At 35.3% G+C, this 14,829-nt stretch carries 9 protein-coding genes; 6 read left to right on the top strand and 3 right to left on the bottom strand.

The features are described 5' to 3' along the window. Window positions 1-46: 46 nt before the first annotated feature. The 3 genes from glmS to IEW94_RS08920 all read right to left on the bottom strand — a co-directional run bounded on the left by glmS (window position 47) and on the right by IEW94_RS08920 (window position 4,576). The gene (glmS, locus tag IEW94_RS08930) at window positions 47-1,894 is read right to left on the bottom strand and encodes a glutamine--fructose-6-phosphate transaminase (isomerizing) (protein WP_188652129.1); all 1,848 of its coding nucleotides are present in this window, start codon (window positions 1,892-1,894) and stop codon (window positions 47-49) included. Window positions 1,895-2,056: 162 nt separating this feature from the next. Further along, window positions 2,057-3,742 (bottom strand): BamH family beta-barrel-assembly machinery protein, encoded by a 1,686-nt coding sequence (gene bamH / locus IEW94_RS08925; protein ID WP_188652127.1) that lies wholly within the window; start codon window positions 3,740-3,742, stop codon window positions 2,057-2,059. Between the two features lie 24 nt (window positions 3,743-3,766). Beyond that, window positions 3,767-4,576, bottom strand: a complete 810-nt coding sequence (locus IEW94_RS08920) for a glycogen/starch synthase (protein ID WP_188652125.1) — start codon at window positions 4,574-4,576, stop codon at window positions 3,767-3,769. 197 nt (window positions 4,577-4,773) lie between these two features. Here IEW94_RS08920 and panC point away from each other — a divergent pair, with 197 nt between their 5' ends. From panC to IEW94_RS08890, 6 genes are all read left to right on the top strand, one after another. After that, window positions 4,774-5,622 (top strand): pantoate--beta-alanine ligase, encoded by an 849-nt coding sequence (gene panC, locus IEW94_RS08915; RefSeq protein WP_188652123.1) that lies wholly within the window; start codon window positions 4,774-4,776, stop codon window positions 5,620-5,622. Window positions 5,623-5,635: 13 nt separating this feature from the next. Further along, window positions 5,636-5,986 (top strand): aspartate 1-decarboxylase, encoded by a 351-nt coding sequence (gene panD, locus IEW94_RS08910; protein WP_188652121.1) that lies wholly within the window; start codon window positions 5,636-5,638, stop codon window positions 5,984-5,986. Between the two features lie 4 nt (window positions 5,987-5,990). After that, window positions 5,991-6,959 carry a lysylphosphatidylglycerol synthase transmembrane domain-containing protein gene (locus IEW94_RS08905; protein WP_188652119.1) on the top strand — a complete coding sequence of 323 codons (969 nt, stop codon included), beginning with the start codon at window positions 5,991-5,993 and terminating at the stop codon, window positions 6,957-6,959. Window positions 6,960-7,046: 87 nt separating this feature from the next. Continuing rightward, a complete protein-coding gene (locus IEW94_RS08900) occupies window positions 7,047-8,198 on the top strand; it encodes an alpha/beta hydrolase (protein ID WP_188652117.1) in 1,152 nt (383 codons plus the stop codon). A 30-nt stretch (window positions 8,199-8,228) separates the two neighbouring features. Next, window positions 8,229-9,587, top strand: a complete 1,359-nt coding sequence (gene radA / locus IEW94_RS08895; protein ID WP_188652115.1) for a DNA repair protein RadA — start codon at window positions 8,229-8,231, stop codon at window positions 9,585-9,587. A gap of 454 nt (window positions 9,588-10,041) precedes the next feature. Then, window positions 10,042-14,589: a LamG domain-containing protein gene (locus IEW94_RS08890; protein WP_188652113.1), complete on the top strand. Its 4,548-nt coding sequence runs from the start codon at window positions 10,042-10,044 to the stop codon at window positions 14,587-14,589. The last annotated feature ends 240 nt before the right edge of the window (window positions 14,590-14,829 follow it).

Here is a 14,829-nt window from a genome sequence, read left to right as displayed (position 1 = left end):
TTTGATCTATAGCACAAAATATATATTTTATAAGGTCAATTATAAGTTATTCAACAGTAACGGACTTAGCTAAGTTTCTTGGTTGATCAACATTTTTTCCTAGTAATACAGCTATGTGATAAGACAATAATTGTAATGGAATAGTTGTTAGTAAAGGGGATAGTGATTCCAGTGTTTCTGGGACTTCAATAACATGGTCTGCCAATTCCCTTACATCAACATCGCCTTCGGTTACAATTCCGATAATTTTTCCTTTTCTGGATTTAATCTCTTGAATGTTACTGACCACTTTTTCGTAGTGTCCTTTTTTGGTAGCAATGACTACTACAGGCATGTTTTCATCAATAAGAGCAATTGGGCCGTGTTTCATTTCTGCCGCAGGATAACCTTCTGCATGAATGTATGATATTTCTTTAAGCTTTAAAGCGCCTTCAAGTGCAACGGGGAAATTGTACCCTCTTCCTAAATACAGACAGTTTTTGGAGTCTTTGTAAATGTCTGCTATCATTTTAATGTGAGCATCAGATTCCAATGCTTTTTCCACTTTTTTTGGAATCATTTCAAACTCCAGTAAATGGTGACGGAAGTCTGAACTTGAAATAGTGCCTTTGGCTCTTGCTAGACGTAACGCAATAAGTGATAAAACCGTAATTTGAGTGGTAAATGCTTTGGTAGAAGCCACACCTATTTCTGGGCCAGCATGCGTATAAGCTCCCGTATGGGTTTCTCTGGCAATGGAAGAACCAACCACATTACAAACACCAAAAACAAAAGCACCTTTTGATTTTGCCAATTTAATGGCGGCAAGTGTATCTGCTGTTTCACCAGATTGCGAAATGGCTATTACAACATCTTTTTCAGTTATGATAGGATTCCTATATCTAAATTCTGAAGCGTATTCAACTTCAACTGGAATTCGTGCAAGGTCTTCAAAAATGTATTCAGCTACCAAACCGGCATGCCAAGATGTACCACAGGCTACAATAATGATGCGGTCTGCGGCGAGAAACTTTTTCATGTTATCTTCAACACTTGACATTTTGATAATGGCTTCCTCTCTATTGAGACGACCACGATAGGTGTCGGTAATGGCTTTAGGTTGTTCGTAAATTTCTTTTAGCATGAAATGTTCAAAACCTCCTTTTTCAATCTGGTCCAGATTCATTTGAAGCTTTTGAACATAAGGAGCAACTAAAGAGTCATCTTTTATTTTTCTAACCTTAATGTCTTTATGTAGGCGTATGATAGCCATTTCCTCATCTTCTAAATAAATGGCATTTTGGGTGTATTCAATAAACGGAGATGCATCACTGGCTATAAAAAACTCATTTTTTCCAACGCCAATGGCCAACGGGCTACCTAATCGTGCAATAACTATTTCTTTAGGTTGGGTTTTATCAAAAACAGCAATGGCGTAGGCACCAATAACTTGGTTTAACGCAATTTGAACAGCTTGTCCCAACTTGACATTTTCTTTCTTTTTTACATCTTCAATTAGGTTGACCAAAACTTCGGTATCTGTATCTGATTGAAACGTGTAGCCTCTGGAAATCAGCTCTTTTTTTAAAGAATCATAATTTTCAATAATACCATTATGAATAATGACCAGATTACCAGAATTTGAATAATGTGGATGGGAGTTGATATCATTAGGGACACCATGGGTTGCCCATCTTGTATGTCCAATTCCAATATGTCCGCTTTTGGAAGTATGAGAGTTAAACTTGTTTTCTAAGTCGGCAACTTTCCCTTTGGTTTTGCAAACGCCAAGGTTTGTGCCATCAAAAAGCGCAATACCGGCACTATCATAGCCTCTGTATTCTAAGCGTTTAAGTCCTTCAATGATGATTGGGTAAGCTTCTCGGGGTCCTATGTATCCAACAATTCCACACATAATTAATTTGATTTGGGTTTATAATAGCAGAGCAAATATTAAAAAATAAAAGCCAATATGCGACAATTATTATATGAAGTCATTAATTTATACGACGAACTTCATTTTCAACAGTATATAGATATAGAATTAAAAAGACTTTTTGAAAAATCACTTAAGCATCTAATTATTTGATTTTGTATCAGGTACGGTAGAAAATATTTCTAAAACCATTCTTTTGTCTTCTGCCACGTTTTGATTACTGCCATATAAAACAGTGCCTCTAGGAGTTAGCAAAGACATGGATGGTACACCGCTCACATCATCATAACTATCTAAAAGAGCTGAACCGGAAGTTTGGTTAACGTTTGTAGACAGAACAAGACCTATTTTGGTGTTGGTTGAATCTTTGAGTAAAATATTATTTAATTGTTCAGTAATACGTATCTTATATTTAGTAACGCCATTGTCATCGGTCATTCGCTGCCCTAAATGAATGTATCTTGAATTAAACGGATCTGTTGTATTGCCTGTTGGATCATAATCATAATCGGCCAAGGGGATATTATTTTTAATGTCATAAGCATACAACCTGTCATATTTATGATAATCATCTGTAGGTTCTGCCATGGTTTCATCTTCATGAACTACCAATTGAGCCTCATTGATAAGTCTTTTTAACACAAAGTCACCATTTTTAATAATGTAGTCACCGTTATCATCAACCGCTCTGTAGGTTTTTTTAAAAGCCTCTAAAGCTGGGATTTGTGTAGTAACTTCATTTTCATCTGTATAATCTACTAATCCAGTGAATAAATCAACAACAGCCATTGAACCAGTTCCCTTTAAATACAGTTTTTCATCACCAAGATTGGGGTCACCATTTTCTAAAGGTGTTGTAAAATCGTTTATAAAGGTGTTAAGTTTAATACCAGTAAAACTTAAGACATAACTACTTTGAACTCTTTCCCCATCAGTAATAGTAGAGTCGTAAGAGTAATTTATGGTTATGTTAGCGCCGCTAGCACCTAGGTTAAATAAAATCATGTTGCCATCATTACCAATAGGTTCTGCTTTAAAATATAAGCCTCTAAAATAATTGATGAAATTATTGGCATTACTTAGTTCAGTGCTCCCTACTTTATCTAAAATGGCAGATTTCCAAAAAGTAGTATCTAATTCAACTCTGAGGGCAGGAGCTAGACGTTCTGTAGTTTCCGTTCCATCAGAAGCTGTTTTTGTAATAACAATGGCGTCACTGCTTGGCACAAACGATGGATCGTAATAAAGTGTATCTGCAGATTTAAAATCATCAAAATTAATGGTTCCGTTTTCGGTTACTGCAAAATTATCCGTGTTATTGGCAGGATTATTTGCGTATGAATAATAGTTTTGGGCACTATTGGTTTCGGAATTTGGGTCAAAATCCCTTAAAAAATAGTTGTTTTGATAAATAGATAATTTAATAGGGGAATCTCCAAATAAAGAGTCTTTAATTGTATAGGTAGAATCTGTTATGGCTCTACTATAATATGGAATGTTTAATATGACCGATTCAATTTTTGGGTTATCACCAAAACTAGGATTAAATGATGACGGTATTACTTGTGCAACAATGCTAGCCTTGGTCTGTCCGTAAACAGGGTCATTGAAAACACCAAACAAGCTGGCTCCTAGATTATTGATTTTAACAGAATCAAGTTTCCTGTTATAAGATGTTATCGGGGCAAGTGTGTAATCGGTATTAAAATTTTTTGCAGCAATGACATCACTTTGAATCGTATTAAAATCTTTGTCACAACTTACAAACACTGCAAGAATTAAAGAAAAAACACAAGTAAATTTAAGGGCATTAAATATTTTTTTCATATCGTAATTTGTAAAGGACAGGGTTTAAACTAAAACGCTTGAATTCAAGAAACTTGTATAGGCTTCTCCAAATTCGTCTTTATGTTTAAATTCTAAAACAGGTTTTTCTGAGTCTTTTAAATAGGTTTCTAAATCTGTTGGGATATTTTCAGAACCAACTATCAATGCATCAGAATAGTTAATAGCAACTTTCATTAGGTTAATATATGATGGCTCTTCAAGTATGTTAATGGCACTTTCCTCAATACCGTCAAATTTAATTTTGTTATGCATGTCTTTGTTAAGAGTATTATCAAAATTCTGTCCATAAACGGATGTCACAATTTTACTGTCACTAAACAAAGGCTCGTCCTTGTAATATTCTTTTAAATAAAGCGGCAACAATGATGCCAGCCAACCATGAACATGAATAACATCTGGAGACCAATTTAATTTTTTCACGGTTTCAATAACGCCTTTGGCAAAAAAGATGGCTCTTTCATCATTATCCGGAAACAAATTTCCGTTTTCATCGGTTAGGGTTGCCTTTCTTTTAAAATATTCGTCATTGTCAATAAAATAAACCTGAATGCGTTCTTTTGGAATAGAGGCTACTTTAATAATAAGAGGCATGTCCAGATCATTTATCACCAAATTTATCCCTGATAACCTTATAACTTCGTGCAGTTGATGTCTTCTCTCATTAATATTTCCGTATCTAGGCATGAATATTCTTATTTGACCACCTTGTTGATTCACCAATCTTGGTGCTTCAAATGACATGGATGAAATTTCGGTCTCAGGTAAATAAGGTACTACTTCAGATGATACATATAATATCCTCTTATCTTTCATATGTTCGTTTTTGTTGCTTTTTTGATAGGTATATGTAACAGAAAATCATGATTTTTTGAAATAAAAAATCGTCTTTTACAAGTTGCATAAACTGTTCGCTTTTGAAAATTCAAAATAAAAAACACGCAAAAGTACAAAAATTTATGCAGATTGATTGTAAAATCTTAAGTTTGCACCCGTTAATTTTTTATTAAAAAATGCAGGTTTTTTCAGATACAGCGCAAATTAAAGAGGTTGTTGATGCCTTTAAAGCACAACAATTAACCATTGGGTTTGTGCCCACTATGGGTGCTTTGCACAAAGGTCATTTGGCTTTGGTTGAAAAAGCATTGGCAAACAATGACAAGGTTTTTGTGAGCGTGTTTGTAAATCCAACGCAGTTTAATAACACGGATGACCTTGACAAATACCCAAGGGACTTAGAAAACGATATGCACCTTTTGGAATCCATTTCTAAGGAGCTTTTAATATTTGCGCCTTCAGTAGATGCCATGTACCAAGGAAATACCGTGTCACAGCAGTTTGATTTTGATGGGCTTGAGCACGTAATGGAAGGGAAATTTAGAAAAGGGCATTTTGATGGTGTGGGAACGGTAGTAAAACGCTTGTTTGAAATTGTTAGACCAGACAACGCTTATTTTGGTGAAAAAGATTTTCAACAGTTGCAAATCATAAAAAAACTGGTTGACAAACACCATATCCCTGTCAACATAATTGGCTGTGAAATCCATAGGGAGTCTAGCGGTCTTGCTATGAGTTCGCGCAATTCAAGACTGACAGATAAACAAAAAAAAGCTGCCGCTTTTATCTACAAAACCTTAAAAACTGCCAAACAATATTTTGGCACAAAAAGTGCTAATGAAGTTACTAAATGGGTTACAAAGCAGTTTGAAAACCAAGAGCTTCTAGAGCTGGAATACTTCATAATTGCTGATGTTGAAACCTTAAAACAAATTAAACGAAAATCAAAAACCAAAACATATAGGGCGTTTATTGCGGTATATGTTGGCGAAATTAGACTTATAGACAATATCGCATTAAATTAATTATCTTTGCCACATGCAAGTTCAAGTTGTAAAATCTAAGATTCACAGAGTAAAATGCACAGGTGCAGACCTTAACTACATTGGTAGTATCACTATTGATGAGGATTTAATGGATGCTGCCAACATTATACAAGGCGAAAAGGTCCAAATTGTCAATAACGATAATGGCGAACGTTTGGACACTTATGTCATTCCTGGTCCACGCAATAGCGGTGAAATAACCCTCAATGGGGCTGCTGCCAGAAAAGTATCGGTTGGTGACACCTTAATATTGATAACCTATGCCTTTATGGATATTGAAGAGGCCAAAGTCTTTAAGCCGTCGTTGGTCTTTCCAGACGAAGCTACTAATTTGTTAAAATAACCCCTTGGCTTTAAATATAAAAAGAACGCTAAAGATTATACTCCCATTGTTACTGGGAGTTTTTTTGGCCTGGTATGCGCTTTCAAAAGTGTCTTTTGACGAGTTGTTGGTGTATATAAAAAAAGCTGATTATAAATATATAGTTCTAGGTGTTTGTTTGGGGTTGTTAAGCCATTTATCCAGAGCGTATCGTTGGCTGTTTATGCTGGAACCTATGGGTTACAAAGTTAAATTGGGAAACAGTATCATGGCTGTTTTTGCTACCTATTTAATAAATTACACCATTCCAAGAGCAGGAGAAGTAGCCAGGGCAACCATCTTAACAAATTATGAAAACGTCCCTTTTGAAAAAGGCTTTGGAACCATTGTCTCTGAACGTATTGCCGATTTGATTATGATTTTTGCAGTCATTTTATTGGCATTATGTCTGGAGTTTGACCTTATTTACAATTTTTTGATAACCAGGTTCAATCTTACAAAAATCGTTTTTCTTGCACTTATATTTGTGGTTCTAGCTATTTTACTTTTCATATATATTGCAAGAAGCCATTCAAAAATTGCTTTAAAAGTCAAAGCGTTTTGTAATGGTCTTATAGAAGGTGTGTTGAGTATTTTTAAAATGGAAAAAAAGTGGCCATTTATACTTCATACTTTATTCATTTGGGTCATGTATGTCCTGATGTTTTATGTAACGTCTTTTGCCGTTGAGGAAATACAAGGCATTTCTTTGGGAGCTATTTTATTTGGTTTTATTTCGGCGAGTTTAAGTATTGCTGCCACAAACGGAGGAATTGGGTCTTATCCTTTAACTATTTATGCGGCGTTTTCACTCTTTGGAATTGCAAAAGAACCAAGTTTGGCGTTTGGCTGGATCATTTGGTCATCACAAACCCTTATGATTATTATTTTAGGAGGTCTATCATTGATTTACCTACCTATTTACAACAGAAATAAAGCAAGTTTAAAAGTTTAAATCAAGTTTAAAGTTTTTAAAATACTTTGTTTTTAAACGTTCGCTTTATTTATTACCTTGCTCTCAACTAATTCTCAAGTCATACAAATGAAATCAATTCTTTACGTTTTATTGTTGGTATTAACCTTTAATGCTATTGAGGCTCAGGTTATTTATGAACCTTTTGAATCCAACAAGCTAGGTGAATCCCGCGAACTTAAAATTCAATTGCCAAGGGGTTATAGCAATGATACTGATAAAGTCTATCCATTATTCATTGTGCTTGATGGCGATTATTTATTTGAAGCCGTTGCCGGTAATGTAGATTATTATTCCTATTGGGAAGACATGCCGGAATCTGTTGTGGTTGGTATCAACCAAGTTGACAAACGTTATGATGATTGTATGTATTCTGAGCAAAATTCACTGCCTATAGAAAAAGGAGCCAATTTTTTTGAATTTATTGGTACTGAGCTTATTCCTTATATTCAAAATAAATATAGAATTGGGAACTTTAAAGCAGTTGTGGGTCATGGAGAAACTGCTAATTTTATTAATTATTATCTGTTGAAAGAACAGCCATTATTTCAGGCCTATATAGTGGTCAGTCCAGAGCTGGCTCCCCAAATGAGCACGTATGTTCCTGATAGGTTGACTAAGATTAAAAGCAGGCTATTTTATTATTTGGCAACCACGACCAACGATGTTCCTTCCATAAAAAAAGGAGTTGATGAATTAAATACAAGTTTGAAGGGAATTGATAATGACCAGGTATCTTACTATTTCGACAATTTTGATGGCCCTTCTTATTACTCGGTTCCGGCTCATGCAATTCCCAATGCGCTAGAAGATATTTTCTCTGTTTTTAGGCCCATTACCAAAGATGAATACAAAGAAAAAATACTTAAGTTGGAAACCTCTCCAGTAGCCTATCTTGAGGAAAAATACCAAACCATCCATGATTTATTTGGCATTGAAAAACAAATACTTATCAATGATTTTAAGGCTATTGAAGCTTGTATAGAAAAGAAGGAAGAATTTCAATATTTTGAGGATTTAGGAAAACTGGCCAGGAAGGAATACCCTAAAACACTTTTAGGAAATTATTACTTAGCACGTTTTTATGAAGAAACAGGAGAACCCAAAAAAGCCATGCGAACCTATCAATCAGGGTATTCATTTGAAGAGATAGGTGGTATAACCAAAGATTTGATGATGGAAAAAGCGGAGGCAATTAAAACAGATTTCGGATATAATTAAAAGTTTTCCGCATCTCTGTGGAAAGTGAAAATGGCTAAAGTAAAAACAACATTTTTCTGCCAGAATTGTGGCAGCCAGTATTCCAAATGGCAAGGCCAATGTACGGCTTGCAAAGAGTGGAACACCATTGTAGAAGAGGTCATTCAAAAGGTAGAAAAAAGCGATTGGAAATCGCCTACCTTATCTGTGAAACGTGTTTCAAAACCACTTCGTATTCAGGATATTGACACAAGCCAAGAGTCCAGATTGGATACTTTTGATGGGGAATTTAATCGTGTTTTGGGCGGAGGCATCGTACCCGGATCTATGATACTTTTGGGTGGCGAACCCGGTATTGGAAAAAGCACGTTGTTACTTCAAGTTGCTTTAAAATTGCCTTACAAAACCCTATATGTTTCTGGAGAAGAGAGTCAAAAACAGATAAAAATGCGAGCGGAGCGTATTTATCCGGGAGATACAAACTGTTATATCTTAACGGAAACAAAAACTCAAAATATTTTTAAGCAAATAGAGGATTTGGAACCCGATATCGTGGTTATTGATTCCATTCAAACCTTGCATAGTGATTATATTGAATCGTCTTCAGGAAGTATTTCCCAAATTAAGGAATGTACAACCGAGCTGATCAAATATGCAAAAGAAACAGCGACACCAGTCATTTTAATTGGGCACATAACCAAGGATGGTAATATAGCAGGGCCAAAGATTTTAGAGCATATGGTAGATACGGTTTTGCAATTTGAAGGTGACCGCAACCATGTGTTCAGGATTTTAAGAGCCAATAAAAACCGTTTTGGTTCCACAAATGAATTGGGCATTTATGAAATGCAAGGTTCCGGATTGCGAGAAGTGACCAATCCATCAGAGATTTTAATTTCTAAAAAAGATGAGGAATTATCCGGAAATGCAGTAGCGGCCACTTTAGAAGGCATGCGACCTTTAATGATAGAAGTGCAGGCTTTGGTAAGTACAGCCGTTTATGGCACACCGCAACGTTCTGCTACGGGTTTTAATGCCAAACGACTTAATATGCTTTTAGCTGTTCTGGAAAAGCGGGCAGGATTCCGTTTGGGCACTAAAGACGTGTTTTTAAATATTACGGGCGGCATTAATGTAGATGATCCTGCCATTGATTTGGCAGTGGTGGCATCCATTTTATCGTCCAATGAAGATGTGGCCTTACCAAAAGATTTTTGTTTTGCTGCAGAGGTTGGTTTGTCTGGAGAAATACGACCTGTACAACGTGTAGAGCAACGTATTCTTGAGGCAGAAAAACTAGGATTTTCCACTATTTTTGTATCTAAATACAACACCATTTCCTTAAAAAATACGGCTATTAAAGTTCAGCTTATTTCTAAAATTGAAGATTTAGTTGGCAGACTTATTTAATCAATTCTCAATAAACACATTTTTATTTTTAATAAGCAAAACGGTTCAATATGACACTTCGTCGTTAAAAAACTACTTTTAATCTGATTTTTTTTAGGTTTTGTCGATTTTTTGAATTAATATTGTAATTATTTTAAATAAATAGTAATCAACAAATTATGATTACATATTTAAAATAGTGATGTCATTAATCTATGTTTTATGCATTTCATGTTTTTAAAATTGCATTTAAATGGGTTTTTTTATTGTTTTATCGAAAAAACAACCATCTTATGTTGGTATGAAATTATTATGTTTTAATATTGTTATATTATTGATTTAAAGGCAAATAGTGTGTCTTTATAATTAAAAAGTTTACTTCCCTCAATTTTTTACAATCCATTTTACTACATAGTGTGTCTATTAGGTGCTTAAAAATTAATTAAGTAGTCCCAAACTATTAAAATTTAACCTAATGAGAAAAACTGTACTATTTAGAGCATGCTTTTTGTTCTTACTGTTTTATACTAATTTATCATTTGCCCAAGATAATGATGGTGATGGTATTGTTGATTCAGTAGATTTAGATGATGATAATGATGGCATTTTAGACAGCAATGAATTTGCTGGTGATACTGACGGTGATGGTATTTTGGATTATTTTGATTTAGATAGTGATAATGACGGATGTTATGATTCTATAGAATCTGGAGGTGTAGATGCCAATAATGATGGTATTTTGGATGGCACTGGTATTGATTCAAATGGAAAAGTTACTGGAGGTTCTGGAGGATATAATGGGTTAAATGGCGATGAGGTAATAGCTACTCGCGTAACAATATCGTCTACCCCAAGCGACAAGAGCGTAACTATTGGAGGTTCTACTTCGTTTAGTGTTAACGCTTCTGCTCGTAACACTACAAATTTCAATAGTGGAAATCCTGATTATTCTAATGGAAAATCCTCAAGCTCTAATAATAGAATTAATTACAAATGGTATTTGGGAGACCCAGCTTCAGGCGGAATTGCATTATCAAACGCTGGTGTTTATAGCGGGACTACTAATTCAACATTAAACATAAGTGATGTTACCGGTTTGGACGGTAATGAGTACTATGTGGTAATAACACATGATGATAATAAATGTATTTCAGAAGTCTATTCTGCAAAATTAACAGTTATAGACCCATGTGATGCAGTTGCTTCTGGAAATCCTGACTTTGATGGGGATGGCATTAGTGACATTTGTGATGAAGATGATGATAATGACGGTATTATTGATACGTATGAATGTTCCGCTATTATACAGTTTAATAATGCAGCTCCTTTAACAGCATCAAGTTTAAATGATGTTCAACCAGGAGAAAAAGTAATTTATTCCAATGCTATTTTATACCAAAACCAATATTATGATATAATACTTACCATTATTTCTAAAAATGGAAACTTTACAGTTGATTGCAATAATGAATTGAGAGTCGATACGTTTGATGCTAGTGCAGATGAGTATGTAACCTATTCTTTTGATTTGGTTAAAGCTGGTAGTGCAACACCGGCAAATCCTGCTGGTACACCAACAACGCTTTATGATTTGATTTTAGAGTCTAGGGATATTGATACTAGAAGCGGACGTGATTTTACTGAAATAGCTGGGTTTAATTCAACAACGGTAACATCGACCATAACGCCGTCTTTAAGTACAACCACAAATTTGGAACAGGCAGGTTTTGTAAATGGTGCAGCTCCGGCCAATTTTACTTTGTTTAGACTAGATCCAACAATTGCCACTCCAAATACTGACTGGGTTAATGAGCCTGATGATGGTGGCACCCAAGGGGATGACCCCGACTTTTATTTGTATATGGAGTTCGACAAGTTTTCACATGTTGATTTGTTATATGGAGCCACAGGAACCGATACCAATACCGGTACACGGTTGACCAATTTTGGCATTAGTTCTGTTTGTGATTCTGATAGAGATGGACTGTTAAATACTGTAGATATTGATAGTGACAATGATGGTATTCCTGACAATGTAGAAGCACAAACAACCTTAGGGTATATAGCACCAACAGGAACAGTAAACCCATTAACAGGTATTTATGATGTTTATGGAACAGGCCTTATCCCAGTTGATACTGATGGTGATAATAATGTTGACATGTATGATTTAGATTCTGATGATGATGGTTTGCCTGATATTGAAGAAAACGGAATGGCAAATCTTATCGTTACTTATACTGACAGTGATAATGATGGTTTAGACAATTTATTTGAAGGTTCAAACCTAAATGACCCAACAGATATTAATGATGAAATTGATGACCCAACTTCATCTATTTTACCCGATGTGGATAATGACTTATTCACAGGAGGCGACTTAGACTATCGTGATTATTTTGATGGTAATCCACCGCCCATATCCATGCTTGATTTTGATGGGGTAGATGATTACCTGTCAAATCCTTCACTGATTAATGGCCTTAATGATGTTACCATCATGGCATGGGTAAAGTCTGATTCTGGAAATGCAATTGACATGAATATTGCAGGAGAAGATATCGCTCTTAGGTTGTGGTTACAAAATGGTAACAGGCCTACATTTAGTATAAAAACGGCTGGCAATTCGCAACAATCAGCAGGTGGTTGCAGTTGTACCACAATTCCTTTTAACGAATGGCATCATTTGACAGGGACTTTTTCAAGCAGTACAGGAATCATCAAACTTTATATTGATGGAGCACTTGCGGACACCTATGACACAGGGGTTACAGGAGCTTCCATAGCAGTAAGTTCAGATACAAATGACACATTTGAAATAGGACGATTTTCAAACGAATCGACAGACGGACAATATTTCAAGGGAGATATTGATGAAGTACGGGTTTTTGATACAGCTCTTACAGCAGACCAAATTCAGCAAATGGTATATCAGGAAATTGAAAATAATTCAGGAAATGTTGCAGGTACCATAGCACCAAAAGATGTTGAGGATTTGTCTACATCCAATGCAGTGCCATGGTCAAATTTATTGGCTTATTATCCCATGACAAATATTGTGAATAGTACCATAGAAGATTATTCAAGCAATGGTCATACAATGCGGTTACATAACATTACTACCGTTGAAGAGCAAACAGCGCCCATGCCCTATGTAGCATCCAATGCAGGAGCTTGGACATCACAATCAACTTGGTTGCACGGGGATGTATGGGATATTGAAAACACCTCTAACAATAAGGACTGGAGCATCGTTAAAATCTCAAATGATGTTACGGCCAATCATACCATAAAAACAGTTGGATTAATTGTTGATTCAGATAAAACATTTACCATAAACAGTGATAATCTTATTCAAAACTCATGGTATCTTGAATTAAACGGAACCATTGATCTTCTGGGTGATTCGCAATTGATACAAACTGAAAATAGTGATTTGGTGACTTCTGCCAATGGTAAAATTTTAAGACGCCAAGAAGGAAATGCCAGTTCATATTGGTATAACTATTGGGCTTCTCCAGTTGGTGCTAAAGCAGCGACGACATTAAGTGATAATAATGCATCAACAAATAATGCGAACAATACAGACTTTAGAATTGAAATGCTAGAAGATGGTACTGGTTTTCCGGTTCAGTTTACTTCGGCTTATTCTCAAGCTGGTTATGTAAGCTCGTATTGGTTATATACGTTTATAAACGGAGTAACCTATTGGGATTGGGCATCTATATCGCCAACAACCAACATAGCCCCAGGAGTTGGGTACACACAAAAAGGAATGGACAATCCCGTGCCTCAGCAAGAGTATATTTTTGAAGGAAAACCAAACAATGGAACAATTTTAATTAATGCAACTGATGTTGGAGGTCCAGGTTCAGTAGAATCCGTATCAAAAACGCAGTATTTATTGGGAAATCCTTATCCATCGGCATTAGATATTAATAAATTTATTGATGACAATGCGGGCGTTATTAGTGGTACTTTGCAACTTTGGCAACAATGGGCAGGATCATCACATAACCTGCGTGATTACGAAGGAGGCTATGCCCAAGTAAACAAGCTAGGGTCATGTAGAGCTTATCAATTTGTTGGGTTTTATGGAGCAACCAACGGATCTCAAGATGGCACAAAAACCCCAACAAGATACCTTCCTGTGGGACAAGGTTTTATGGCTGATGTTGTGGCCGATGGTACCATTAAGTTCAATAACGGCCAGCGTGTTTATGTAAAAGAAGCAGATGCTGATGGCAACTATAGCAATGGATCAGTGTTCTTTAAATCAAGCAACACAAAATCTAAAGGGCAAAGTTCATCATCCCAAAAACAAACTGATAGTATTCAAAAAATACGTTTGGAATTCAATTCTGTTGTAGGTCCCAAAACCAGACGGGAATTGCTTTTAGGATTTAGTGACTTTACAACAGATGGTTATGATTATGGCTACGAAGCCGAATGTGACGAAAACAACAACAATGACTTAAACCTGAATTTTGAAGGGAAAAACATGAACATGGAAGCCTATGGCCCCATTACAGATGATAAGGTTATTCCTTTAAACTTTAAATCATCAGGTAATAATTCCTTTGAACTTAAGATTTCAGAAACAGAAAACATTGATAGTAATCAAAAAATATACTTAAAGGATAATCTAACGGATGAGTATTTTGATTTAACACAAAATCAAGCATATAGATTTGATTCAGCCCAAGGTAAGTTCAACAATAGGTTTGAGATTGTATTTCAATCAAAAGAACAAACATTGAGTGTAGAAGAGTCTGCCACGTCTGAAAATTTTGTTTTCTACCAACATAATACACATAAATTATTTGCCAAAAAACTAGAATCTGCTGTAAAAAGATTTTCTTTGGTAAGTATTTCGGGGCAGTCTGTTTTAGAACTGAACGATGTATCACAAGAAACCTTTAATAGTGGTTTACAAGTTCCAAATATTTCATCAGGAACCTATATTGCCTGGTTTAGAACAGACTCAAATCAAGTTTTTACTAAAAAAATAATTGTGAATTAGAGTACAATAAATATTAAAAAATCCAAAGCCAAAACAATTGTTTTGGCTTTTTTGTATCAAACTCAATATCTTTCTAACACGCTTTTAATCGAATTTTTTTATCATTTCGTCGAAGAAAAATCGTTTTTTCTTTGTCTACCTCGTAGGAAAAGTTTAATTTTGCATTATTAATTAACAGGTTTTTTTCTGTTAATTAATAAACTTCCCTCAAGTTATAATCCATTTTACTAAATGGTGTTA

It is taken from the genome of Yeosuana aromativorans (assembly GCF_014646655.1).
Lineage (GTDB): Bacteria > Bacteroidota > Bacteroidia > Flavobacteriales > Flavobacteriaceae > Yeosuana > Yeosuana aromativorans.
This window is presented reverse-complemented; position numbering and strand designations above follow the sequence as displayed.

Bases quoted from the DNA above. Each gene is read 5' to 3' on its own strand.
- IEW94_RS08920 (WP_188652125.1), bottom strand. From the start codon at position 4,576: ATGAAAGATAAGAGGATATTATATGTATCATCTGAAGTAGTACCTTAT.
- IEW94_RS08890 (WP_188652113.1), top strand. From the start codon at position 10,042: ATGAGAAAAACTGTACTATTTAGAGCATGCTTTTTGTTCTTACTGTTT.
- glmS (WP_188652129.1), bottom strand. From the start codon at position 1,894: ATGTGTGGAATTGTTGGATACATAGGACCCCGAGAAGCTTACCCAATC.
- panC (WP_188652123.1), top strand. From the start codon at position 4,774: ATGCAGGTTTTTTCAGATACAGCGCAAATTAAAGAGGTTGTTGATGCC.
- IEW94_RS08900 (WP_188652117.1), top strand. From the start codon at position 7,047: ATGAAATCAATTCTTTACGTTTTATTGTTGGTATTAACCTTTAATGCT.
- bamH (WP_188652127.1), bottom strand. From the start codon at position 3,742: ATGAAAAAAATATTTAATGCCCTTAAATTTACTTGTGTTTTTTCTTTA.
- panD (WP_188652121.1), top strand. From the start codon at position 5,636: ATGCAAGTTCAAGTTGTAAAATCTAAGATTCACAGAGTAAAATGCACA.
- radA (WP_188652115.1), top strand. From the start codon at position 8,229: ATGGCTAAAGTAAAAACAACATTTTTCTGCCAGAATTGTGGCAGCCAG.